This is a genomic window from Pseudomonas sp. SCT (assembly GCF_003864275.1).
GTDB classification, from domain to species: Bacteria; Pseudomonadota; Gammaproteobacteria; order Pseudomonadales; family Pseudomonadaceae; genus Stutzerimonas; species Stutzerimonas stutzeri_AE.
Map to the genome: position 1 here is coordinate 249,086 of NZ_BDJA01000006.1, position 24,242 is coordinate 273,327.

A 24,242-nucleotide genomic window follows, 5' to 3' on the forward strand; every position below is an offset into this window, starting at 1 on the left:
ACGGGCCGGTCATCATACAAAAAAGCCTGGAAGCTGCGAACCCCGAACCTTGCCGAACCGACGGAGATATCTCAATCAAGCGTCTCGGCACCCTGATCGCGACTGGAGCGATGCCGCGAACGACCGCTATCGCTCTGCACGGCGGGGAAACGCGAGGATGCAAAGCGCACGACCAGGATTGCCAACGCCAGCAGCAGGATCGCGCCGGAAACGTAGACCACGCCCATATCGGGCCGGTGATGATGCGAGATGTCGGAAATCAGCAAACGGGTCAGCGCGGTGATGGCCACATAGATCAGGAAACGCACCGGCATATGATTGGTCTTGAAATAGATCCCAACCATCGCGCCAAGCTCGAGGTAGATGAACAGCAGCAGGATGTCATCAACGGTGATGTGGCCCTTCTCGACCATGCCGAGAAACGCCATGACTGCCGCCCAGGCTGTGACGGCGCCAATCGCGAACAACGCCAGATAGTGAAAGCTCTCGACCAGCAGGTTGCCCAGCGACTCGGCCAGCTCATGCAAGCTGTCACGCAAGGTTTCGGCCCAACGCAGCTTCATACGACGATTCCTTTCAAGCCTGGGATGTTTCCAGCGGGAGAATATCCAACAATCCGGACACCTTGGCGATCTTCAGCATATCGGCCGGCAACGCCGCGACACGCAACCCGACCCCGGCGGCCTTGGCGTCACGCATGAAAGCCAGCAACAAGGAAAGCCCGACGCTGCTGGAGCGCTCGACCGCCGAGCAATCCAAGGTAAGCGGAACACGGCTGCCACTGATCAGCGCCCGCCCGGCCTCGCGAAGAGCCGGACCTGTACGGTAGTCCAGCACGCCGGCCAGGCATAACTCACCTTCGGCACCCGGCTCGATCCGCGCCTCACTCATCGCCAACCGCCTGCTGACCAGCCTCGGTATCCTTGGCGCGCGCTACCACCTCGGCCCAACCATTAATGGTCTTGTCCAGATCGTTGCCGTTACGCTGCATGGAGTCGGCGAACTGATCGCGGAACAGCTTGCCGATATTGATGCCATTGATGATGACGTTGCGCACGCGCCATTCGCCATCGTTGACCATGGTGTAGGACACCGGATAGATCTCGCCCTGACGCCCCACCACTTCCATACCAACACTGGTGCGCTTGGGGTCCTGCTTGCCGCTGGGCGGCAATACGCGGATCTGCTGATTGTTGTACTCCAGCAGAGCGTTGCCATAGAACTGCATCAGGCTGCGCTTGAAGTTTTCCTGGAAACGCTGCATCTGCTCGGGAGAAGCGTTGCGCGAGTATTTGACGGTCATGATGCTGCGCGAGATGCCATCAGCATCGACCACCGGACCCAGGATCTCATTGAGCGAATCGTAGAAGGCCGCTGGATCGCTGCGGTACTGCTCCTTGTTGGCCTTGAGATCAGCCAGCAACTCATCGGTGGTCTTCTGAATCACCTGATGCGCAGTCAGCGCGGCCTGGGAATACATGGGCAATATGGCCAGCAGAATCAGCAGGCCGCGACGCAAGGCAGTCATCATGTTCATATCCTTCAGTCTCTATTTACCGAATTGAGCAGGAATTTGCCGATCAGATCCTCTAGTACCAGCGAGGACTGGGTGTCCTGAATGGTGTCACCATCCTTCAGCAACTCGTCATCGCCACCCACGCTGATGCCGACGTACTTCTCGCCGAGCAGGCCGGCAGTCAGGATCGAAGCGGTAGAGTCCGCCGGCAGGATGTTCACGTCCTGCTGGATTTCCAGGGTCACCCGACCGGTGTAGCTATCACGATCCAGGTCGATCGCCGTGACCTTGCCGATCGTCACACCGGCCATGGTCACCTTGGATCGGACCGTCAAACCGGCAATGTTGTCGAAATAAGCGTACAACTTGTACGTGTCGGCGCTGCCCACACTCAACCCGCTGACGCGCAGCGACAGCAGCAACAAGGCCAGCAGGCCGGCAAGCAGGAACAGCCCGACACCCATTTCCAGTGTGCGGATACGCATCAGAAATCTCCAAACATCAACGCGGTCAAAATGAAATCGAGGCCGAGCACTGCCAGCGAGGCATACACCACGGTTCGGGTGGTGGCACGACTGATACCTTCAGAAGTGGGCTCGCAGTCGTAGCCCTGAAACACGGCAATCCAGGTGACCACCAGCGCAAACACCACGCTCTTGATCACGCCGTTGAGCACATCAGAGTGGAAGTTGACACTGTTCTGCATGTTGGCCCAGAACGAACCTTCATAGACGCCCAGCCAGTCCACTGCGACCATCGCCCCGCCCCAGATGCCGACTACATTGAAGATCAATGTCAGCAGCGGCAGCGAGATGAAGCCCGCCCACAGGCGCGGCGCGATGATGTACTTGAGCGGATCGACACCAATCATCTCCAGACTCGAGAGCTGCTCGGTGGATTTCATGTTGCCGATCTCAGCCGCCAGGGCCGAGCCGGCACGTCCGGCGAACAGCAGCGCGGTCACTACCGGCCCGAGCTCCCGCAGCAAGGTCAGCGCAACCATCTGCCCGACCGCCTGCTCGGACCCGTAGCTGCTGAGGATGTTGTAGCCCTGCAGCGCCAGCACCATGCCAATGAAAATGCCGGACACCACGACGATCGCCAGCGACAGCACACCGACCGAATAAAGTTGCTTGACCAGCAGCGAGAAGCCATTGCGCAGGCCGCTGCGGCCAAACAGGGCATGCACCAGGAAAATGGTCGAGCGCCCGAGGGCCGCCAGCACATCCAGACCGGCGCGCCCCAGCAACGCGACTCGATCCAACAAGGAACGCTTACGCATCGGTGCCTCCCAGCAGATCGTCGGCGTAAGCCGGCGCGGGAAAATGGAACGGCACCGGCCCATCGGCCGAACCCTTCATGAATTGTCGAATACGCGGATTATCCGACTCCATCAATTCGGCCGGCGTGCCTTGCCCGAGCACTTGGGAATCGCCCACCACATAGATGTAATCGGCGATGGAAGCGGTTTCGGCCAGGTCGTGTGACACCACGATACTGGTGATACCCAACGCATCGTTGAGCAACCGGATCAGGCGCACCAGCACGCCCATCGCGATCGGGTCCTGCCCTGCGAAAGGCTCGTCGTACATAAGAATCTGCGGGTCAAGCGCAATCGCCCGTGCGAGCGCGACTCGCCGTTTCATACCACCGGAGAGTTCGTCGGGCATCAGCTCGATGGCGCCGCGCAGGCCAACTGCTTCCAACTTCATCAGCACGATGTCGCGGATCATCTCGTCCGGCAGCTTGGTGTGCACGCGCAGGGGGAAGGCGACGTTTTCGAACACGTCCAGATCGGTAAAAAGTGCGCCGCTCTGAAAGAGCACGCCCATCTGCTTGCGCATGTCGAACAGCTCGCTACGCGAAAGGCTCGGCAGGTTGTTACCGGCTACCCACACCTCACCTCGCGACGGCATCAGCTGAGCGGCGATCAGCCGCAGCAGAGTCGTCTTGCCGCACCCGGACGGCCCCATGATGGCCGTGACCTTCCCTCGCGGGATCGCGATGTCGACATTATTGAAGATACTGCGCTCGCCTCGCATGAAGGTCACTCCCTTCAGCTCGACCGCGTAGTCGTTGCTGGCGCTCATCTGGTCTCCTTGCATGCAGTCTGCGAAACAGACGGTTCCCGTTGGCGCCGGGATACTTTCTGCCTGACCGTTTTCGGGCGCGCACTATAGCACCGCCCCTATGGCCGCCCAACCAATGAGCGTTTCAGCAGATGACTAGCGACACGCCCGTTCAGCCTGGGTTCAGCTGGCAGTGATCAAATCCATCAGCCGCTCCCAGCCTGACCCACCGACATTTTCCATCAGCGGCAGCCCGTTTCTCGCTATAATCCGCGCCTTTTAATCGGACGACCTCGCCAGCCATGAGCCAGAGCAGCCAGTTGATCGAAACCGCGCAACGCACCATCCGCCTGGAAATCGAGGCAGTTGAACAGCTGAACGCCAGAATCGACGCAAGCTTCGTCAGCGCATGCGAACTGATCCTGGCGTGCAAAGGCCGTGTGGTCGTGGTTGGTATGGGCAAATCCGGGCACATCGGCCGCAAGATCGCCGCGACCCTGGCCAGCACCGGCACCGCCGCCTTTTTCGTGCACCCGGCCGAAGCCAGCCATGGCGACATGGGCATGATCACGCAGGATGATGTGGTGCTGGCCCTGTCCAATTCCGGCACTACCAGCGAGATCGTCACCCTGCTGCCGCTGATCAAGCGCCTCGGCATCACGCTGATCAGCATGACCGGCAATCCCAACTCGGTACTGGCCAAGGCCGCTGCGGTAAATCTGGATGCCAGCGTCAGCATCGAAGCCTGCCCCCTCAATCTGGCACCGACCTCATCCACTACCGCGAGCCTGGTACTGGGCGATGCACTGGCCATCGCGCTGCTGGAAGCCCGCGGTTTCACCGCCGAAGATTTTGCCTTTTCCCACCCAGGCGGCGCGCTGGGCCGCCGGCTGCTGCTCAAGGTCGAGCATGTGATGCACACAGGCGAGCGCCTGCCCAGAGTGCCGCGCGGGACCTCGCTACGCGACGCCCTGCTGGAGATGACGCAAAAAGGTCTGGGCATGACCGTTATCGTCGAAACGGACGGACGGCTGGCTGGAATCTTCACCGACGGCGATCTACGCCGCGCGCTGGACAAGGGCGTGGATGTACGCCAGACCAGCATCGACGAGGTCATGACCGTTCACGGCAAGACTGCCAACGCGGAAATGCTTGCTGCCGAGGCGCTGAAGATCATGGAAGACCACAAGATCAGTTCACTGGTGGTGATCGACGATAGCGAGCTGCCGGTCGGCGCGCTGAACATGCACGACCTGCTGCGCGCGGGGGTGATGTAATGCACGAGCACCTGCTGCAACGCGCCCGCGACATCCGCCTGGCGATCTTCGATGTGGATGGCGTTCTGACCGACGGTCGCCTGTATTTTCTTACCGACGGTAGCGAGTTCAAAACCTTCAACACGCTGGATGGCCATGGCATCAAGATGCTGATCAATTCCGGCGTACGCACCGCAATCATCAGCGGCCGTAATACGCCGGTAGTGGAACGTCGCGCGCAGAATCTGGGCATCCAACATCTTTACCAGGGCCGCGAAGACAAGCTGGTCGTGCTCGACGAGCTGCTCGCCGAACTTGGCCTGAGCTACTCTGAGGTGGCTTATCTCGGCGACGATTTGCCGGACCTGCCCGTGATACGCCGTGTCGGCCTCGGCATGGCAGTCGCCAGCGCCGACTCGTTCGTCCGTGAGCATTCGCACGGTGTAACGCAAGCACGCGGCGGTGAAGGTGCGGCGCGCGAGTTCTGCGAGCTGATCATGCGCGCCCAGGGCACCCTGGCCGCCGCGCAAAACGCTTATCTGTAGAGGTCTGGATGCTTCGCAAACTGCGCTTCGCCGCCCTGCTGACCTTGATCGCTGCGCTGTTGGTAGCGATCGGCTACTGGAATATCCGTCCGGAAAGCTTCATGCAACAGCCTCCGGCCGCCACTGCCGAGACGCCTGATGTCGATTTCTACGTGATCAACTCGCGCACGGTGCAGTACCAGCCCGACGGCAAGCGCAACTACGAACTGACGGCAGACAAGCTCGAGCACATCAAGGCCAGCGATGTCAGCCTGCTGACCAAGCCCGACCTGATGTCCTATCGCGATACCGAACAGCCCTGGCACGTGCGCAGCGAGCGCGGCGAAGTATCGGCCGAGGGCGACGAGGTCCTGCTGATCGACAAGGTTCGGGTCGAGCGCACTGATGCCAAAGGCCGCCCGACGATCCTTACCACCAGCCGCCTGACGGTGTGGCCGGACAAGGATTATGCCGAGACCAACCAAGCCGTTAGAATCGAGGCCGCCAACGGCGTGACCACCGCAACCGGCATGAAAGCGTACATGGATGACGGCAGGATGCTCCTGCTGTCCAACGTAAGAGGCCAGCATGAGCTGCGTTAAGACTCTCCCCCTCCTGCTCGGTTTGAGCGCCTTCTGGCTCGGCGCCAGCGCCTGGGCGCTTCCCGAGGATCGTGAACAGCCAATCCGCGTACAGGCCGACTCCGCCGAACTCGACGACCGACAGGGCGTAGCGGTATATCGCGGCGACGTGGTCATCACCCAGGGCACGATGAAGATCACCGGTGACACGGTGACCATCACCCAGGATGGCAATGGCGATGTCGAGGTCTTCACTTCCATCGGCAAGCCGGCCTATTACGAGCAGAAACCGGCGGTGGACAAGGAGATCGTCACGGCCTACGGCCTGACCATCCAGTACTTCGCCACCAATGAGCGCATCGTCCTCATCGACCAGGCCAAGGTCGTTCAGGAAGGCAACACCTTCGAAGGCGAAAAGATTGTCTATGACACCCGTCGCCAGATCGTCAATGCCGGTCGCGCCACCAATGCCGATGTGACCACGCCGCGCCCGCGCGTCGACATGGTGATCCAGCCGCGCAAACGCGACCAAGCCACGGAGCAGCCGGAGTAATGGCCGTTCTCAAAGCCCAGCATCTGGCCAAGAGCTACAAGAGTCGTCAGGTCGTGCGCGACGTCAGCCTGTCCATCGAGAGCGGGCAGATCGTTGGCCTGCTCGGCCCGAATGGCGCTGGCAAGACCACCTGCTTCTACATGATCGTCGGCCTGGTGAATGCCGATCAGGGCCGCGTGCTGATCGATCAGAACGACGTCACCCACCTGCCGATGCACGGCCGCGCGCGCGCCGGCATTGGCTACCTGCCGCAGGAAGCGTCGATCTTTCGCAAACTCTCGGTGGCCGACAACATCATGGCCATTCTCGAGACACGCAAAGACCTGGACCGCAGCGGCCGCCAGCAGGCGCTGGAAGGCCTGCTGCAGGAGTTCCACATCAACCATATCCGTGACAGCCTCGGCATGAGCCTGTCCGGCGGCGAGCGCCGCCGGGTGGAGATCGCCCGCGCCCTGGCTACCGCGCCGAAGTTCATCCTGCTTGATGAGCCCTTCGCTGGCGTGGACCCGATCTCGGTGGGCGATATCAAACAGATCATCCATCACCTCAAGGCCAAGGGCATCGGCGTGCTGATCACCGATCACAATGTCCGTGAAACGCTGGATATCTGCGAAACCGCCTACATCGTCAATGACGGGCAACTGATCGCCGAAGGCGATGCACAGACCATCCTCAGCAACCAGCTGGTCAAGGAAGTCTACCTGGGCCACGAATTCCGGCTGTAACGCGGATTTTTTGCTCGGCTCGGCAAATCGGCTCTAGGCAAAGGCTTCGTCGGCAGGCATATAATTTGCTTTCGCCGGCGCCCCAGGCGCGGCATGTCGGAATGGGCGCGGTTGCGCCGGCATACAAGGTTCGAAGTCCTCTGCCATGAAACCATCGCTAGTCCTGAAGATGGGCCAGCAGCTGACGATGACACCGCAGCTGCAACAGGCCATACGGCTCCTCCAGCTATCCACCCTCGATCTACAACAGGAGATCCAGGAGGCGCTGGATTCCAATCCCATGCTCGAGCGCGAAGAAGACGGCGACGACTTCGACAGCTCCGACCCCATGGCCGAAGCTGCCGATCGGCCGGGTGACACCGGCACCGAGAAAAGCAGCAGCCAGGAAAGCACTTACGAGGAGCCCTCGCACAGCGGCGAAAGTGCGGACGATGGCGACTGGGGCGAGCGAATCCCCAGCGAGCTTCCGGTCGACACGGCCTGGGAAGACATCTACCAGACCAGCGCCAGCAGCCTGCCCAGCAACGATGACGACGAGTGGGACTTCACCAGCCGCACATCCAACGGCATCAGCCTGCAGAGCCATTTGCTGTGGCAGCTCAACCTGGCACCGATGAGCGACACCGACCGCCTGATCGCGACCACACTGATCGACTGCATCAACGATCAGGGCTATCTCGAGGAGACACTGCAGGAAATCGTCGACTCCTTCGACCCGGAGCTGGAAATCGAACTCGATGAGGTCGAGGTCGTCCTGCGTCGCATTCAGCAGTTCGAACCGGCCGGCATCGGCGCGCGTGATTTGCGCGAATGCCTGCTACTGCAACTGCGTCAGCTATCCGAAAGAACGCCCTGGCTGAGCGAGGCCCAGCGTCTGGTCAGCGACTACCTGGATATCCTGGGCAGCCGCGACTACAGCCTGCTGATGCGCCGGATGAAGCTCAAGGAAGACGAACTGCGCCAGGTCATCGAGCTGATCCAGAGCTTGAACCCCCGCCCCGGCTCGCAGATCGAGGCGAGCGAACCGGAATACGTGGTGCCTGACGTAATCGTACGCAAGCACAATGACCGCTGGCTGGTCGAGCTGAATCAGGAAGCCATGCCGCGTCTGCGGGTCAACGCGCAATACGCAGGCTTCGTCAAACGCGCCGACTCCAGCGCCGACAACACCTTCATGCGCAATCAGCTGCAGGAGGCGCGCTGGTTCATCAAGAGCCTGCTCAGCCGCAACGAAACCCTGATGAAGGTCGCCACCCAGATCGTCGAGCATCAGCGCGCCTTTCTCGAGCACGGTGACGAGGCAATGAAGCCGCTGGTGCTGCATGATATTGCCGAAGCGGTAGGCATGCATGAGTCGACCATTTCCCGTGTGACGACGCAGAAATACATGCACACGCCGCGCGGCATCTACGAACTCAAATACTTCTTCTCCAGCCACGTCAGCACTGCCGAAGGCGGCGAATGTTCGTCCACTGCGATCCGCGCGATCATCAAAAAGCTGGTCGCCGCGGAAAACCAGAAAAAGCCGTTGAGTGACAGCAAGATCGCTGGTTTACTGGAGGCGCAGGGCATCCAGGTGGCCCGCCGTACAGTTGCGAAATACCGTGAGTCACTCGGTATCGCACCGTCCAGCGAGCGCAAGCGTTTGCTGTGATCGGCCCCTGGTCGAACTGTATCGGCGGCAGGCCTACCACCCTGCTCTTCGCTCAAGGCAAAGGAGATAGCAGTATGCAAGTCAACATCAGCGGTGTTCATCTGGAAGTAACCGACGCCCTGCGTGACTACATCGAGGAGAAATTCGACCGGCTTGCTCGCCACTTCGACCGCATCATCAGTGTTCAGGTGATCCTGCAGGTCGAGAAGCTCAAGCAGAAAGCCGAAGCGACCCTGCACGTCGCCGGCCGCGAAGTCGTGGCCATTGCCGATCACGAAGACATGTACGCTGCCGTCGACCTGCTGGTCGACAAGCTCGATCGCCAACTGATCAAGCACAAGGAGAAGCAGCTAGACCACACTCAGGGCGCTGTCACCCGCTGACTTCAATATGATCCGACTCGAAAACATCCTCACCCCCGGACGTTCCCTGGTGAACGTCCCGGGCGGTAGCAAGAAACGCGTCCTGGAGCAGATCGCCAAGGTGATCGCCCAGGACCTTATCGATCTCGATTCCCAGACCATTTTCGAAAGCCTGATCGCCCGGGAAAAACTCGGCTCGACCGGGTTTGGTAACGGCATCGCCATTCCGCATTGCCGCATGGTCGGCTGCAGCGCGCCGCTCAGCGCCGTTCTGCGCCTGGAAACCCCCGTGGATTTCGATGCCATCGACGGCGCACCGGTGGACTTGCTGTTCGTTCTACTGGTACCTCAAGCGGCGACCGACGAGCACCTGGAGCTGCTGCGCCAGATCGCCAGCATGCTCGACCGCGAGGACGTACGCCAAAGGCTGCGCGAGGCGTCAACCAACCAAAGCCTCTATCAGGTCGTAGTCGACGTGCAGAACGGGGCCTGACGAAATGGGCAATCGATGCGGCTGATCATCGTAAGTGGGCGCTCGGGCTCGGGTAAAAGCACCGCGCTGAACGTGCTCGAAGACAACGGCTTCTACTGCATCGACAACCTGCCTGCCGGGCTGCTGCCGGAGCTTGCCGAGCGTGCCCTGTTGCATACCGAGCTACTGCACCCGCAGGTCGCCGTATCGATCGATGCGCGCAACCTGCCCAGCCAGCTCAAGCGCTTCCCGGAGCTGCTCGAAGAAGTCCGCGCCCGGCATATCCTCTGCGACGTACTCTATCTGGACGCCGATGACGAGACCCTGCTCAAGCGCTTCTCGGAAACCCGTCGCCGTCACCCACTGACCAACGAAAACCGCTCGCTGGCCGAGGCGATCCACGATGAGGAGCTGCTGCTGGCTGCGATCATCGATCACGCCGATCTGAAGATCGATACCACGCATCTAAACCTCTACCAGCTGCGTGACGTGCTCAAGCTGCGCCTGCTCAACAAGCCAGAGCCGGGCACGGCTTTTCTCATCGAGTCATTTGGATTCAAGCGGGGCATGCCCGTCGACGCCGACCTGGTATTCGACGTGCGCTGCCTGCCCAATCCGTACTGGAAGGCAGAACTGCGCGACTTCTCAGGCCTCGACCAACCGGTGATCGACTATCTCGCCGCTCAGGCCGATGTGGAGGAAATGTTCCAGGACATCCACGCCTATCTGAGCAAATGGTTGCCGCGGTTTGCCGCCAGCAACCGAGCCTACGTCACCATCGCCATTGGCTGCACCGGCGGGCATCACCGCTCGGTCTACCTCGCCGAACGGCTGGGTCAGGCCCTCAGAGAGCCGCTGAAGAACCTGCAGGTCCGTCATCGGGACCTCGCCTAGGAATACCTGTATCCATGCCCGCCCGCGAAGTAACCATCATCAACAAACTCGGCCTGCATGCTCGTGCTGCAGCCAAGTTCGTCGCCGTAGCCAACCGCTTCCCCTGCAAGATTCGCGTGGGTCGGTGCCCCGACACCCTGGTGGACGGAAAAAGCATCATGGCCGTCATGATGCTTGCGGCGAGCAAGGGTACATCCGTGCACCTGCTCACCGAGGGCGAGCAGGAAGATGACGCGTTGAATGCGCTGGTTGCGCTGATCGACGACTACTTCGAAGAAGGCGAGTAAAGCGCCGGGCCAAACAGCGCGGACCGTTTCCAGCCGCGCCACTGCGTTTGCCTCACTTACCGGCGACCATCATCCGTTCGATCAGCACCGAGCCGGTTCGCACATTGCTGCGTGTTTCCACGTCACAGCCCACCGCAACGATCTGACGGAACATGTCACGCAGGTTGCCGGCGATGGTTACCTCCTGCACCGGGAACTGGATCTCGCCGTTTTCGACCCAGTAGCCACCGGCACCACGCGAGTAGTCGCCGGTAACTAGATTCAGGCCCTGCCCCATCAGTTCGGTTACCAGCAGGCCGCGACCCATCCGACGGATGAGCGCCGCCTGATCCTCGTCGCCGTGACTGACGAACAGGTTATGCACGCCCCCCGCGTTGGCTGTGCTCGGCATGCCCAGCTTGCGCCCGGAGTAGGTCGATAGCACATAGGACAGCAGACGGCCGTTCTCCACGAACGGCTTGGCGTACGTCGCCAGGCCATCACCATCGTAGCCGGCACTGCCAAGCGCACGTGGGATGTGCGGGCGCTCATCCAGGCTTAGCCATTCGGGAAACAACGTCTGTCCAAGGGCATCCTCGAGATAAGACGCCTTGCGATACAGGTTGCCGCCGGATATCGCCGCGATGAAGTGGCCGAACAGCCCGGTCGCCAACTCAGGAGCAAACAGCACCGGCACCTCGCAAGTTGGCACCGGCCGCGCCCCGAGACGCCTTACCGCTCGCTCGGCGGCGCGGCTGCCGATCGTTTGCGGGTCCAGCAGCGCCTCACCGATGCGATTGACGTCGTAGAAGTAGTCGCGCTGCATCTGGCCTTCGCTTTCAGCGATCATCACGCAACTCAGGCTATGCCGGCTGCTGCAATAACCACCGATGAAACCGTTGCTGTTGCCATAGGCTCGGCAGCCCTGATGGGTATTGAGACTGGTGCCGTCCGCATTGCGAATACGCTGATCGACCGCAAACGCTGCGCCTTCACAGCTCAAGGCCTGTTCGATGGCCTGTTCTGGCGTGATGTTCCAGGGATGATAGAGATCCAGGTCGGGCAGCTCGCGTGCCATCAGCGCCGCATCAGCCAGCCCGGCGAACTCATCCTCGGACGCATGCCTGGCAATGGCCAGTGCGGCCGCCACGGTTTCCCGTATGGCCTCATCGCCACTACCGGTAGTGCTGGCAGAACCCTTGCTCTGACCGACATAGAGCGTAATGCCGAAGCCCTGGTCGCGGTTGAACTCGACAGTCTCGACCTCCCCCTGGCGCACCGTGGTGGACAGTCCCTGCTCCATCGAGACCGAAACCTCGCTGGCGCTGGCACCTTGCCGACGCGCTTCCTCGATGATGCGCTCGACCTTCTCGCGCAACCCGGGCAGCGCGTGCGGGCCGATGCCTTCTACTTCACTCATAAGCACTCCCAAACGACCGCAATCGAATCAAGTTGCAACCTGGCGCCGCTCCTCTGAAGCCTGCCGCCAGGGCTGCTGTTATCATGGCGGCATTTCCTAATGGACCATCCCCATGTCTGAACACTCCGATGCCGAAGATTTCGACGAAAAAAGCAAATCCCAGGTCAAGCGCGAGCTGCTTGCCCTTCAGGAACTCGGCGAGCGCCTGACCACCCTCAAGCCGGACCTCATTGCCCGCCTGCCGCTGAGCGATGCCCTGCAGAAGGCCTTGGCCGACGCCCCCAAACACAAGGCGCACATCGCCCGTAAAAGGCACATCCAGTACATCGGCAAGCTGATGCGCGATCAGGATGTCGACGCCATCCTGGCGCTGGTCGATCAGCTCGACGCCTCGACTCGCCAGTACAACGAACGCTTCCATGCACTGGAGCGCTGGCGCGACCGTCTGATCGGCGGAGATGACGCGACGCTGGAAGCCTTCGTTGCCGAATACCCCGAAACCGATCGCCAGCATTTGCGTGGGCTGATCCGTCATGCCCAGCACGAAGCGGCACGCAACAAACCGCCAGCCGCCAGCCGCAAGATCTTCAAGTACATCCGCGACCTCGACGAAACCAAGCGCGGGCTGCGCTAACGGCAGAACCGAACCGGAAGCTGCAAGCCGAGGCCGTTACGGCCCTGCGTTTGCAGCTCGGGATCAGCAGCGCCCTCAAGCGCCTGTTCCGCCTACCGTGATTTCATCGATTTTCAATGTCGGCTGACCGACGCCCACCGGCACCGACTGCCCATCCTTTCCGCAAGTACCTACACCGCTGTCCAGCGCCAGATCGTTGCCGACCATCGATACCCGGTTCATCACCTCCGGACCGTTGCCGATCAGGGTTGCGCCCTTCACCGGCGCGGTGATCTTGCCATCCTCGATCAGGTACGCCTCGCTGGTAGAGAAAACGAACTTGCCGCTGGTGATATCGACCTGCCCACCACCAAGGCTGGCGCAGTAGATGCCCTTCTTCACCGAACGGATGATCTCCTGCGGATCGCTCTCGCCGGCGAGCATGTAGGTATTGGTCATGCGCGGCATCGGCAGGTGCGCATAGGACTCGCGGCGGCCATTACCGGTCGGCGCAACACCCATCAGCCGTGCGTTGAGCTTGTCCTGGATATAACCCTTGAGAATGCCGTTCTCGATCAGCGTGGTGCACTGCGTCGGTGTGCCTTCATCATCGACGCTGAGCGAACCACGACGGTCGGCCAGGGTACCGTCGTCGACGATGGTGCAAAGACTGGACGCGACCTGCTCGCCAATCCGGCCGCTATAGGCCGAACTGCCCTTGCGGTTGAAATCACCCTCCAGGCCATGCCCCACGGCTTCGTGCAGCAGCACGCCGGACCAGCCAGGGCCGAGTACCACCGGCAACGAACCGGCCGGTGCTGGCACCGCCTCGAGGTTGACCAGCGCCTGGCGCAGGGCTTCGCGGGCGTAGCCCATGGCGCGGTCCTCGGTCAGGAAGTACTGATAGCCGGTGCGACCGCCGCCGCCCTGCCCGCCACGCTCACGCCGACCGTTCTGCTCGACGATCACGCTGACGTTGAAGCGCACCAGCGGCCGGATATCGGTCGCCATGCCGCCATCCATGCCAGCCACCAGGATGTGCTCCCAGACACCCGCCAGGCTCACAGTGACCTGCTTGATGCGCGGGTCCAGCGCACGGGTCGCGACATCGATGCGCTTGAGCAGCTCGACCTTCTCGGCGCGGCTCAGCCCATCGAGCGGATTGTCGCGGCTGTACAGCGGAGCGAATGCCGCCTTGGACAGAACCTTGACCTGGCCCTGCTGCCCGCTGCGCGCAATCGAACGCGCAGCCTGAGCGGCCTGGCGCAGCGCATCGGCGGTGATGGCATTGCTATAGGCGAAGCCGGTCTTCTCGCCAGACAGCGCACGCACGCCGACGCCCTGCTCCAGGTGGAAGCCGCCCTCCTTGACGATGCCGTCCTCGAGTACCCACGACTCGGACACCTGGTCCTGAAAATACAGGTCCGCAGCATCCACGCCGGGGCCGGCAAGCTCGCCGAGCAGGCCGGGCAGATCGTCGATACCCAGGCCGCCAGGGGTCAGCAGGCGCTCGGTGACGGGTAACAGCAGTTCACTCATATTCACTCCAAACGGTCCGTGACCAGGCACGGTACGGAAAATCGGCGGTGGCGTTGCACCGGCATGCGCTGGCGAATGGCGGCCTGTTCCGCAACATCTCGCTCGGCGAGGAGAGCAGCCGGAGCGGTTGCCTGTTCGCATAGCAGGCGGCCCCATGGGTCAACGATAGACGAATGACCATGGGTGACGCGACCGCCTGGGTGCTCGCCACCCTGTGCCGCAGCCAGGATATAGCATTGCGTCTCGATGGCGCGGGCGCGAATCAGGCTCGTCCAGTGCGCCTCGCCAGTCACTGTGGTGAAGGCCGACGGCACGCTGATCAACTCCGCACCCGCTGCGCGCAACGCCGTATACAGCTCGGCGAAGCGCAGGTCGTAGCACACGCTCATGCCCAATCGCCCAGCCGGCGTATCGACCACGACCAATCGCTCACCGGGCGCATAGTCATCGGACTCACGATACTGGCCGCGGCTGTCGGCCACCGCCGCGTCGAACAGATGCAGCTTGTCGTAGCGCGCCACGCGCTGCCCTTGATCATCGAACAATAACGAGCAGGCGTTGGGCTTGCCCTGCGGGCACTCATCCGCGGGCAACGGCAGCGTTCCGGCGACTATCCATAACCTGAGGTCACGCGCCGCCTGTTTCAACCAGGGCAGGATCGGCCCCTCACCCATCGCTTCAGCACGCCCGAGTGCCGCCGGAGCCTTGTGCCCCATGGCAGCGAAGTTCTCCGGCAGCACCGCCAGACGGGCGCCGGCCTGTGCCGCCTGCTCCAGCAACTGTCGAGCGCAGGTCAGATTGAGCGCAACGTCAGCCTGGCTGGCCATCTGTATCACGGCTAAGGACATGACTTCCCCGCTGCTGAAAGACGAAGCCCGCGACTGCGGATCAGTTGGGCTTCTCGAATGGTTTGTCGAAACTGATCTTCGGCGACTGCCACGGCCCCTTGACGTCGTACTGCACGCTGGCGAAACGCGCAACGCGGTCACCCAAGAGCTTGTCCGCCACGAATAGCGCACCGCCAATTGCCGGCGCACCGACAATCAGTGCCGCCAGCGGCAGGTTGTTGCTGATCGGCAAGGTTACCAGCAGCTTGGCGTCGATCTCATCACGGGCCATATCCAGCTTGCCGTCCAGTTCGAGGTTGCTCGACGGACCGCTGACCGTGATCGGCTCGCGGGTCGTGAACACTCCGGAGCTGGCCTGCAGGTTGCCGTCCAGACGGTCGTAGCTGAGACCTTTGCTGAACAGATCGGAGAAATCCAGGCGCAGGCGGCGTCCTATCGAGTTGAAGTTCAGCACGCCGAACACGCGCAGTGCCTGAGCGCTGCCATCGATCTCGACGAACTGCCCCTTGCGTAGCCGCGGTTGCATGCTGCCGGAATAGCGCGCCATGGCGAACCAGGCCGGCGACCCCGGCCACTGGCCGTCCGCATCCAGTCGAAAGGTTTCACTGGTCACCGACGGGGCAAAGCCCCAGGCCAGCAACACGTCAGCCAGATTGCGGCCTTCGAGGCGACCTTTGTACCAGGTCTGGGTACCGTTCCAGCCGCCGACACCGGCGATCCTCAGGCCCTTCAGGTCAAGGGCGATATCGCGGAATTCGACTCCGCCGCTGACCGGGCGCAACTTCAGCGCCCAGGCACCGAGCGTGTCGTCCCCCATGGCGACCTTGTCGATGGAGACATCCATCGCCGGCAGGCTTTGCGGATCCACGTCAGCCAACGGATCCGGACGAGCACCGGCCGCCTCGCCGGTCGCCGTCGCGGCGGGCAAGCGGAGGTGTTGCAGATTGGCCACGATGACGCCGTTCTCGGCATCTGGAAGGCGGACCGCGCCGCTGATGAGCGAGCTGCGCAGGTTCAGCGCCCAGGCATTGCTCAACCGCTGCAGGTCAACGCCGAGGTTGTCGATTCGGGTGCCGAAGCCATCGAACCGGCCGACATCGACCTGCACCTGGCGCAGCAGGGAACCGGTCGCCTGCTGTGGATCACCCTTGCCGTGCTGGTCGAGCACTGCCTGCCAGGCCTTCCAATCGAGTTCAGCCAGGCGGCCTCGTACATACAGCCCGGTGCGGGCCGGCAGATTGGCCGCGCCAGCTCCCAGACGCAGCTCGCCGCGCCCTTGCGCCCAGGCACCTGGCGGTGCAGCGAAGGCCAATGCAGCGAGTGTCCCGTACTGCACACCGTAGCGCCGCTCAGCGCCCTGCAGAGACATGCGCAGCGAGGTATCACGGCGTACACCAGCCGTCTTGCCGAACGGTGCCGGCAGTTCGATGCGCAGCCCCTGCAGCGAAGAGTCAATCTGCAACTGGCTGTTCTCACCCGCCAGATCCAGTCGCAGCTGGTAAGGCAACTCACCACTGGCCGGCAATGGCTGCTCAACTTCAAGCCACTTGAGCAGCTGCTTGAGCCCCACGTCGCCACGCGCTTCGATGCGCGAGGCAGGCTTGCCGGGCGAGCCCGTCGCCACGGCCTTGCCTCTGACCGGACGGCCGAACAGGCGAGCCTGGATGTCATCTGCGCTGAGCCCTTGCGCAGTGTCGTACCGGAAGTCGCCGCGAAGCTGCTCGAAGCCAAGCGCAGGCTCGGCGATCCGCAGTGTTGCATCGCTGCTGGCGAAATCCACGATGACCCGCGGGGTGCCTTTACCCAACGGAATCTGCAGATCCAGAGCGCCATCGAGCTGCCCCTGCCCCTGCCACCCCGCGAAGATCTCTCCGGTGCCGATTGGCGCTTCCTGCAGCAGCTTCAACGCATCCGGCAGACTGCTGCTCACCTTTCCCTTGACGGACAACTGCGGCACTTTCCCACTGCCGGCATGGGGAATATCGGCTGTCGCGTCATACACGCGGCTGTCGAGAATCCTGCCTTCGGCAAGCCGCACCCGCACCCCGCTATCCTCGATCAATACCTCACCGCGCCCCTGCCGCAGCACGGGCCAGCCAGGCTGAAAGGCCAGCTCGGCGTCACGCACCTTGAAATACAGGCTCAGGCTGCGCGCACTGTCGGAAGCGTTCTTGCTCAGCGCGCCCTGGTACTGGAAATACCCCTGCTCGACGGTACCACCACGTATGGCCGCCTTGAGCCAGTCGACCAGCGCTGGGCTCAGCGCCGGCGACTTGGTGGGCAGGTACTTCTCGGTATAGCCGGCGTCGCCGTCGCTGAGGCCGACGCGCAGGTCCATGTAGTCTTCCGCCTCTGGATCCCGCATCAGGCGGATGAGGAAATCCCCGGCGATCTTGCCTTCTTCGCCATCGACGCGCAGATAGGGTGCGGCCAAGGTGAATGCCCGATCATCCAGCGTCCAGGTCAGGCGACCGGCACCGTGCCGATAGTGCCAGGGCTCGGGATACAGCGGTGCGAGGTGCAGGCTGAAGTCGTCGCTGTCCAGGCGCAGCTCGCCGCCGGCAAGATCGCCCTGAATGCTGCCGCTTGCGTTGCCAACCGCCGGAATCCAGTTCTGCGCCGCGAAGTTGATCCGATCCAGATTGGCGGCGAACCGCAGCCGCTGCGGCGAATCCATGTCAGGGTGGTAATCGAGGCGAAGATTGCGCACCGTTCCGCTGGGCTGCAGCGTCGAGAGCGTCTCGGTGGCGGCCGGCGGTAGCGGCGCCAGCCCGCCAACGAGCGTGACGATCGGCGCGATACCCAGCCGATCGGCTTGCAGCCGCCAGTGCTGCTCGCCCTGGTTCTGCTGCAGAAGGATTCGCGCGTCGCCCCAACGCTCGCCTTGCAGATCGAAGGCCAGTCGGTCGAGCAACAACCGATAGCCCTTTTCGGTGTGATCGACGTAAGCCTCGACGGCCAGGTCCTCAAGCTGCACGGGCGCACGATCGGCAAACGACGCGTTCAGCTGCGGCGCATTCAAACGCAGCACGGCACGCTCCAGCCGTTGCTTGCTCCAGCGCGCCCACAGCTCGCCGCCTGCCTGCACAGAATGCAGGTTCCAGTCGACAGTCAGGCGTCGTGGCAGCCACGCGGCCCAATCGCTTTGCGGCAGGCTCATATAAAGTTGCGCTTCGGCCTGTTGCCAGCGCTGCGCCTGCACACGCCCCTCAACGCGCAAGGCCAGGGGCTGCCCATCCGGCAGAACGCTGCGGGCATCGAGCCTAAGCCGCTCGCCGTCGACGCGCAGGCCCAGATCGGTATAGCTCAGGGTCAGCGGCGATTCGCCGAAGGGCTCGAGGGTGATCTGACTGTCCATGACGGCGAGCCGTCGCACCTGCTGCAACGCCTCGATAAGCTTCTGCGGGTCGGGCGGAGGCTGCTCGGTTCGCTCCGGCAGCCCCTCCACTCGCCATTTACCCCCGGCATCTTCGGCCACGGAGAGATGCACGCCAGCCAATTCCAGCATTGCGAGGCGCAGCCCACGCACCCAAAGGGTGGCAGCCAGATCAGGGACGATAGCGACACGGTCCAGACGCATGGCACCGTCGCCCTCACCGAGCAGCACATCATGTGCAAGCAGCTTGGGCGCGAAGCCCTCCCAGCGACCTTCCAGCCGGCCCAAGGTCACCGGCATATTCAGCGCCGCCTGCGCCTTTTCCTGCACCTCGTTTCGGTACTCGGCCACCAGGGGCACCAGTTGCCGGCCGAGGCTGACGTACAGCGCGGCCAGAATGAGCCCGAACGCTGCCAGCCAGAACAGCTGGCGCGACAGGGTCACGAGAAAAGCGGCGAGGCGGCTCATACGGGTGCACTCCGGTCATCCTGGCCCGGACGGCCTGATCTACCTCTGTTCAGAGCAACACCACGTCGTACTGTTCCTGCGAGTACATGCTTTCCACCTGGAACTTGATCGACCGACCAATGAACGCCTCGAGATCAGCCACGTTGCCTGATTCCTCGTCCAGCAGGCGATCGATCACCTTCTGGTTGGCGAGCACCCGATAGCCCTCCGCCTGGTAGGCCCGTGCCTCACGCAGGATTTCGCGGAAAATTTCGTAGCAGACGGTCTCTGGGGTCTTCAATTTGCCGCGTCCCTGGCAGCACATGCATGGTTCGCAGAGCACCTGTTCCAGGCTCTCGCGGGTGCGCTTGCGGGTCATCTGCACCAGACCGAGCTCGGTGATGCCGATGATGTTGGTCTTGGCATGGTCGCGTTCGAGTTGCTTCTCCAGCGTGCGCAGGACCTGGCGCCGGTGTTCCTCGTCTTCCATGTCGATGAAGTCGATGATGATGATGCCGCCCAGATTGCGCAGCCGGAGCTGGCGGGCAATCGCCGTGGCCGATTCGAGGTTGGTCTTGAAGATCGTCTCTTCCAACGTGCGATGGCCGACGAAGGCGCCCGTGTTGACGTCGATGGTCGTCATCGCCTCGGCCGGATCGATGATCAGGTAGCCGCCGGACTTGAGCATGACCTTGCGCTCCAGCGCCTTCTGGATCTCGTCCTCGACACCGTAGAGATCGAAGATCGGTCGCTCGCCCGGGTAGTGTTCGAGACGGTCGCCCAGTTCCGGCATCAACTCGCCGACGAACTGGGTCACCTTCTGGAAATTCTCCCGCGAATCGATACGGATCTTCTCGATCCGCGGATTGACCAGATCGCGCAGGGTGCGCATGGCCAACGAAAGATCTTCGTAGATCACCGTGGGCGCTTCGACGGTCTTGATCTGACTGGCAATCTGCTCCCACAGACGACGCAGATAACGGATATCCATGAGGATTTCGTCACTGCCGGCGCCCTCGGCCGCGGTGCGCAGGATAAAGCCGCCCGCCTCCTGAATGCCCTCGGCTGCCACGCATTCTGCAACGATCTGTTTGAGTCGTTCGCGCTCGGCCTCGTCTTCAATGCGCAGGGAAATCCCGACATGACTCGTACGCGGCATGTACACCAGATAGCGCGAGGGAATCGACAATTGCGTGGTCAGGCGTGCGCCCTTGGTGCCGATGGGGTCCTTGGTGACCTGCACCACCAGGCTCTGCCCTTCATGCACCAACGCGTTGATCGGCTCGACGGCGTTGCCTTCACGGGCGGAGATCTCCGACGCGTGGATAAAGGCGGCCCGGTCCAGGCCGATGTCGACGAAAGCCGCCTGCATACCGGGCAGCACGCGCACCACCTTGCCCTTGTAGATATTGCCGACAATGCCGCGGCGCTGAGTGCGCTCGACGTGCACTTCCTGCAGAACACCGTTTTCAACCACCGCCACCCGCGACTCCATGGGGGTGATGTTCATCAGGATTTCTTCGCTCATTCTTATTCTCGGCGGTGGCTTGATGTGCAGCGCTAGCTGGTCGTTGAGATCGATTCTAACCGGCAAGCATGCCGAAGCCACAGGCTCTAGCTTGAGCCTTTGGTCCAACGTGGAAGGCCGAACGCATCAACAAGCTGGGCCGTTTCACACAGCGGCAGGCCAACCACCGCGGAATAGCTGCCGTGCAGCTGACTGACGAAGACCGCTCCCCAACCCTGGATCGCGTAACCACCCGCCTTGTCTGCGGGCTCGCCGCTGGCCCAGTAACCCTCGGCCTCGGCTTGCTCGATGGCACGGAAGGTGACTTCGCTGATGACGACACGAACTTCGCATGCCGTGCGGCTGGCCAATGCCACCGCCGTCATGACGCGGTGCGTACGCCCGGAAAGCGCCGCCAGCATGGCGAGCCCATCAGCGCGGTCGACAGGCTTGCCGAGAATGTGTTGATCGAGCACCACGCTGGTATCAGCGCCAAGCACGCAACCGTCCTGATCACTCAGACTGGCCAGCCCGGCAAGCGCTTTCTCGCGCGCAACACGCTCGACATACGCCTCGGGGGATTCGGTCGGTGACGGTGTTTCATCGACCGACACGTCGATCAGCGAAAACGGAACACCTATCTGTGCGAGCAGTTCGCGGCGGCGGGGTGATGCCGAGGCAAGATACAAAGCGCCCATGACAGATCCTCAACGATAAATAAGCGACAGCGTCGCATATCCGCCTGGCTCGAGAAAGGCGAAAGGGACAGCCGTAAAAGGCGCAGTTGGTGCCTCAGGCCTGGCGCCAAAGCGGATCGCCAAAAGACGCGCGAGGCCTCAGTAGACGGAGAAGCGCTGACGCATGCCTTGCAAGGCCACGAAGACCCAGGGCCACAACAGTGCGCTGATCGGCACTGGCACGAGGAACAGTAACGTCGGTGGTCGGTTGCCGGTCAATGTGTTGAGCCACAGCTGAACCAGCTGGGCCAGGCCGAGCACTACCAACAACACCATGCTTTGCTGCCACAGCGGGAACATGCGCAGGCGCTGCTGCAGACTCAGCACCAGAAAGGCAATCAGAATCAGCGGCAAGGCGCTCTGGCCGAACAGGGTGCCGGCGAGCACGTCCTGGGCCAGGCCGAAACAAAACGCAGCGCCCAAGCCACCGCGATGCGGCAGGGTCAGCGACCAGAAGGCAATGACCAAGCCCAGCCACAACGGCCGAGCAAGCTCAGCGCTGCCCGGCATAGGTGCGACGCTGAGCAGCAGCGCAAGCGTCAGGCTGAACCAGATGACCCAGCCATTGTTCGGACGTCCACTGATCATTGCCCCACCTCCGCTGCAGGCGCCGCCGGTGTCTCGGCAGCTGGCGGGGCGGCGCCGGTCTCAGCTGTGCCCGGAGCCGCTGACGCCTCGCCACCTTCAGCAGCCGCCTTCTGGTCGGCGTCGGCCTGGGCTTCAGCCGCTGCAGCCGCACGCTCTTCCGGCGTGCGCGAGTCGCTGAAGACCAGCATCAGGTAGCGACTACGATTGAGCATGGCGGTAGGGACCGCGCGCACGATGGCGAACGGCTGGCCGGACCCATGCACCACCTCGGTGACTTGAGCTACCGGATAGCCGCTGGGGAAGCGCTGGCCTAGCCCGGAACTGACCAGCAGATCCCCGGCCTTGACGTCAGCCGTTTCGGCCACATGGCGCAGCTCGAGATAGTCCGGATTGCCGGTACCCACGGCGATCGCGCGCAAACCATTGCGATTGACCTGCACCGGAATGCTGTGAGTGACGTCGGTGAGCAACAATACGCGCGCAGCGTACGGCAGTACTTCGACCACCTGCCCCATCAGGCCACTGGCATCCAGCACCGGCTGCCCCATGAAGACACCATCCTTCTCGCCCTTGTCGATCAGGATGCGATGGGTGAACGGGTTCGGGTCGAGACCGATCAGCTCGGCGACGATGACCTTGTCGTCGACCAGTGCCGCCGAATTGAGCAGTTCACGCAGGCGCACGTTCTGCTCGGTGAGCATTGCCAGCTTCTGCAGGCGTCGCTGCATCAGCAACGCCTCGGCTTTGAGCTTCTCGTTCTCGGCCATCAGGCTGTTGCTGCTGGCGATCTGCTCGGTCGCGCCTCTCCAGATCCGCACCGGCATGTCGGCGACCCAGTAGAACGGCGTCAGTACCAGGCCCATCTGACTGCGTACCGTCTTCAGCGCGTCGAAGCGGGCATCCACCACCATCAGCACGACACAAAGCACGACGAACACCAGCAGGCGCACACCGAGCAGAGGTCCTTTGGCAAATAGCGGCTTGATTGCAACTACCTCACGAACAAAAGCTTGAGACTAAACGTGACAAGCCGAAAGCCGGCGCGACCGGATCTTTCGGCTTGTCATGAGCACAGCTGCGCAGGCTCACTCGGTGGACAGCAAGTCCATGGCGTGACGATCCATCATTTCCAGCGCACGACCACCACCACGGGCCACACAGGTCAGTGGTTCTTCGGCGACGATCACCGGCAGACCGGTTTCCTGAGCGAGCAGCTTGTCCAGGTCACGCAACAGCGCGCCACCACCCGTCAGCACCAGACCGCGCTCGGCGATGTCCGAAGCCAGTTCCGGCGGGGACTGTTCCAGGGCGCTCTTGACCGCCTGAACGATGGTCGCCAGCGACTCCTGCAGGGCTTCGAGCACCTCGTTGGAGTTCAGCGTGAAGCTGCGCGGCACACCCTCGGCCAGGTTGCGGCCACGCACGTCGACTTCACGCAGCTCGCCGCCCGGGAAGGCAGTTCCGATTTCCTGCTTGATGCGTTCAGCGGTGGATTCGCCGATCAGGCTGCCATAGTTGCGCCGCACATAGGTCACGATGGATTCATCGAAGCGATCGCCACCCACCCGCACGGATTCGGCGTAAACGACGCCATTGAGGGAGATCAGCGCGATCTCGGTCGTGCCACCACCGATGTCCACAACCATCGAACCACGCGCTTCGTCCACCGGCAGACCGGCGCCGATCGCGGCCGCCATCGGCTCCTCGATCAGGAACACTTCGCGGGCACCGGCACCGAGAGCCGACTCGCGAATGGCACGGCGCTCGACCTGGGTCGACTTGCAAGGCACGCAGATCAGTACGCGCGGGCTGGGCTGCAGAAAGCTGTTCTCGTGCACCTTGTTGATGAAGTACTGCAGCATCTTTTCGCAGACGCTGAAGTCGGCAATCACACCATCCTTCATCGGACGGATCGCGTTGATGTTGCCCGGGGTACGGCCCAGCATGCGCTTGGCCTCGGTGCCTACGGCGACAACGCTCTTCTGGTTGCCGTGGCTACGAATGGCGACTACAGAGGGTTCGTCGAGAACGATGCCGCGATCGCGCACATAAATAAGGGTATTGGCAGTGCCCAGGTCGATCGACAGATCACTGGAAAACATGCCACGCAGTTTCTTGAACATGGGAAAAGGGCCCTGGGGCAAACGCGTGGGGAAAAAAGTGCCGCAAACTCTAACAATGGTGCGAAGTTAGGGCAAGGCGAGAGTCCGCCCGCGTGGCGCCAGAAATGAGGCATTGCGCGCCAGGTCGCATGACGGTGGTCGCCACTCATCCTAAGGCCGCGCACCGCGTCCA

26 protein-coding genes are annotated in these 24,242 nt (G+C 62.3%); 11 read left to right on the plus strand and 15 right to left on the minus strand.

All coding sequences use genetic code 11. The features are described 5' to 3' along the window. Positions 1–71: 71 nt before the first annotated feature. The 6 genes from BHD08_RS16600 to BHD08_RS16625 are packed head-to-tail and all read right to left on the minus strand — an operon-like array spanning position 72 to position 3,606. Positions 72–563, minus strand: a complete 492-nt coding sequence (locus BHD08_RS16600; RefSeq protein WP_015278024.1) for a phosphate-starvation-inducible protein PsiE — start codon at positions 561–563, stop codon at positions 72–74. A gap of 13 nt (positions 564–576) precedes the next feature. Further along, positions 577–891, minus strand: coding sequence for a lipid asymmetry maintenance protein MlaB (locus BHD08_RS16605; protein ID WP_015278025.1), 315 nt, complete (start codon positions 889–891; stop codon positions 577–579). Further along, the gene (locus tag BHD08_RS16610; RefSeq protein ID WP_015278026.1) at positions 884–1,531 is read right to left on the minus strand and encodes a phospholipid-binding protein MlaC; all 648 of its coding nucleotides are present in this window, start codon (positions 1,529–1,531) and stop codon (positions 884–886) included. The genes BHD08_RS16605 and BHD08_RS16610 overlap by 8 nt, the downstream gene beginning before the upstream one ends. Before the next feature lie 11 nt (positions 1,532–1,542). Next, positions 1,543–2,001: an outer membrane lipid asymmetry maintenance protein MlaD gene (mlaD, locus tag BHD08_RS16615; protein ID WP_015278027.1), complete on the minus strand. Its 459-nt coding sequence runs from the start codon at positions 1,999–2,001 to the stop codon at positions 1,543–1,545. Next, the gene (mlaE, locus tag BHD08_RS16620) at positions 2,001–2,798 is read right to left on the minus strand and encodes a lipid asymmetry maintenance ABC transporter permease subunit MlaE (RefSeq protein ID WP_015278028.1); all 798 of its coding nucleotides are present in this window, start codon (positions 2,796–2,798) and stop codon (positions 2,001–2,003) included. The genes mlaD and mlaE overlap by 1 nt, the downstream gene beginning before the upstream one ends. Next, on the minus strand, positions 2,791–3,606 hold the full coding sequence (locus BHD08_RS16625) for an ATP-binding cassette domain-containing protein (RefSeq protein ID WP_015278029.1): 816 nt from the start codon (positions 3,604–3,606) through the stop codon (positions 2,791–2,793). The genes mlaE and BHD08_RS16625 overlap by 8 nt, the downstream gene beginning before the upstream one ends. A 281-nt stretch (positions 3,607–3,887) precedes the next feature. On the opposite strand from BHD08_RS16625, the gene BHD08_RS16630 reads away from it, so the two are divergent. The 10 genes from BHD08_RS16630 (at position 3,888) to BHD08_RS16675 (ending at position 10,893) form a co-directional block, all read left to right on the plus strand. Next, a complete protein-coding gene (locus BHD08_RS16630; RefSeq protein ID WP_015278030.1) occupies positions 3,888–4,862 on the plus strand; it encodes a KpsF/GutQ family sugar-phosphate isomerase in 975 nt (324 codons plus the stop codon). After that, complete coding sequence (locus BHD08_RS16635; protein ID WP_125023588.1) at positions 4,862–5,386, plus strand: HAD family hydrolase; 525 nt, start codon at positions 4,862–4,864, stop codon at positions 5,384–5,386. The genes BHD08_RS16630 and BHD08_RS16635 overlap by 1 nt, the downstream gene beginning before the upstream one ends. Positions 5,387–5,394: 8 nt before the next feature. Continuing rightward, positions 5,395–5,967, plus strand: coding sequence for an LPS export ABC transporter periplasmic protein LptC (lptC, locus tag BHD08_RS16640; protein ID WP_125023590.1), 573 nt, complete (start codon positions 5,395–5,397; stop codon positions 5,965–5,967). Then, a complete protein-coding gene (lptA, locus tag BHD08_RS16645) occupies positions 5,954–6,499 on the plus strand; it encodes a lipopolysaccharide transport periplasmic protein LptA (protein WP_125023592.1) in 546 nt (181 codons plus the stop codon). Before lptC ends, lptA begins: the two co-directional genes overlap by 14 nt. Beyond that, positions 6,499–7,224, plus strand: a complete 726-nt coding sequence (gene lptB / locus BHD08_RS16650; RefSeq protein WP_015278034.1) for an LPS export ABC transporter ATP-binding protein — start codon at positions 6,499–6,501, stop codon at positions 7,222–7,224. Before lptA ends, lptB begins: the two co-directional genes overlap by 1 nt. A gap of 145 nt (positions 7,225–7,369) precedes the next feature. Beyond that, the gene (locus tag BHD08_RS16655) at positions 7,370–8,878 is read left to right on the plus strand and encodes an RNA polymerase factor sigma-54 (RefSeq protein WP_015278035.1); all 1,509 of its coding nucleotides are present in this window, start codon (positions 7,370–7,372) and stop codon (positions 8,876–8,878) included. A gap of 74 nt (positions 8,879–8,952) precedes the next feature. Continuing rightward, positions 8,953–9,261 carry a ribosome hibernation-promoting factor, HPF/YfiA family gene (gene hpf, locus BHD08_RS16660; RefSeq protein ID WP_003302844.1) on the plus strand — a complete coding sequence of 103 codons (309 nt, stop codon included), beginning with the start codon at positions 8,953–8,955 and terminating at the stop codon, positions 9,259–9,261. A gap of 7 nt (positions 9,262–9,268) precedes the next feature. Further along, positions 9,269–9,733 (plus strand): PTS IIA-like nitrogen regulatory protein PtsN, encoded by a 465-nt coding sequence (ptsN, locus tag BHD08_RS16665; RefSeq protein ID WP_125023594.1) that lies wholly within the window; start codon positions 9,269–9,271, stop codon positions 9,731–9,733. A 15-nt stretch (positions 9,734–9,748) separates the two neighbouring features. After that, positions 9,749–10,606, plus strand: a complete 858-nt coding sequence (gene rapZ, locus BHD08_RS16670) for an RNase adapter RapZ (protein ID WP_015278037.1) — start codon at positions 9,749–9,751, stop codon at positions 10,604–10,606. A 14-nt stretch (positions 10,607–10,620) separates the two neighbouring features. Next, on the plus strand, positions 10,621–10,893 hold the full coding sequence (locus BHD08_RS16675; protein WP_125023596.1) for an HPr family phosphocarrier protein: 273 nt from the start codon (positions 10,621–10,623) through the stop codon (positions 10,891–10,893). 52 nt (positions 10,894–10,945) lie between these two features. Here the strand turns inward: BHD08_RS16675 and pmbA are convergent, their stop codons facing one another. Next, entirely contained in the window at positions 10,946–12,292 is a 1,347-nt protein-coding gene (gene pmbA, locus BHD08_RS16680) for a metalloprotease PmbA (protein ID WP_125023598.1), read from the minus strand. 112 nt (positions 12,293–12,404) lie between these two features. On the opposite strand from pmbA, the gene yjgA reads away from it, so the two are divergent. Continuing rightward, positions 12,405–12,926 carry a ribosome biogenesis factor YjgA gene (yjgA, locus tag BHD08_RS16685; RefSeq protein WP_125023600.1) on the plus strand — a complete coding sequence of 174 codons (522 nt, stop codon included), beginning with the start codon at positions 12,405–12,407 and terminating at the stop codon, positions 12,924–12,926. Between the two features lie 75 nt (positions 12,927–13,001). Here yjgA and tldD read toward each other — a convergent pair whose 3' ends face one another. The 8 genes from tldD to mreB form a co-directional block, all read right to left on the minus strand. After that, a complete protein-coding gene (tldD, locus tag BHD08_RS16690; RefSeq protein ID WP_015278041.1) occupies positions 13,002–14,444 on the minus strand; it encodes a metalloprotease TldD in 1,443 nt (480 codons plus the stop codon). Positions 14,445–14,446: 2 nt separating this feature from the next. Next, complete coding sequence (locus BHD08_RS16695; protein ID WP_125023602.1) at positions 14,447–15,292, minus strand: carbon-nitrogen hydrolase family protein; 846 nt, start codon at positions 15,290–15,292, stop codon at positions 14,447–14,449. Positions 15,293–15,332: 40 nt separating this feature from the next. Further along, positions 15,333–19,136, minus strand: coding sequence for a YhdP family protein (locus BHD08_RS16700; protein ID WP_125023604.1), 3,804 nt, complete (start codon positions 19,134–19,136; stop codon positions 15,333–15,335). Between the two features lie 49 nt (positions 19,137–19,185). Continuing rightward, the gene (gene rng / locus BHD08_RS16705; protein ID WP_125023606.1) at positions 19,186–20,643 is read right to left on the minus strand and encodes a ribonuclease G; all 1,458 of its coding nucleotides are present in this window, start codon (positions 20,641–20,643) and stop codon (positions 19,186–19,188) included. 86 nt (positions 20,644–20,729) lie between these two features. Further along, positions 20,730–21,320, minus strand: coding sequence for a nucleoside triphosphate pyrophosphatase (locus BHD08_RS16710; protein ID WP_125023608.1), 591 nt, complete (start codon positions 21,318–21,320; stop codon positions 20,730–20,732). 138 nt (positions 21,321–21,458) lie between these two features. Next, on the minus strand, positions 21,459–21,947 hold the full coding sequence (gene mreD, locus BHD08_RS16715; protein WP_125023610.1) for a rod shape-determining protein MreD: 489 nt from the start codon (positions 21,945–21,947) through the stop codon (positions 21,459–21,461). After that, positions 21,944–22,933, minus strand: a complete 990-nt coding sequence (mreC, locus tag BHD08_RS16720) for a rod shape-determining protein MreC (protein ID WP_125023612.1) — start codon at positions 22,931–22,933, stop codon at positions 21,944–21,946. Before mreC ends, mreD begins: the two co-directional genes overlap by 4 nt. A 99-nt stretch (positions 22,934–23,032) precedes the next feature. After that, positions 23,033–24,070 carry a rod shape-determining protein MreB gene (gene mreB / locus BHD08_RS16725; protein WP_003292433.1) on the minus strand — a complete coding sequence of 346 codons (1,038 nt, stop codon included), beginning with the start codon at positions 24,068–24,070 and terminating at the stop codon, positions 23,033–23,035. Between the last annotated feature and the right edge of the window lie 172 nt (positions 24,071–24,242).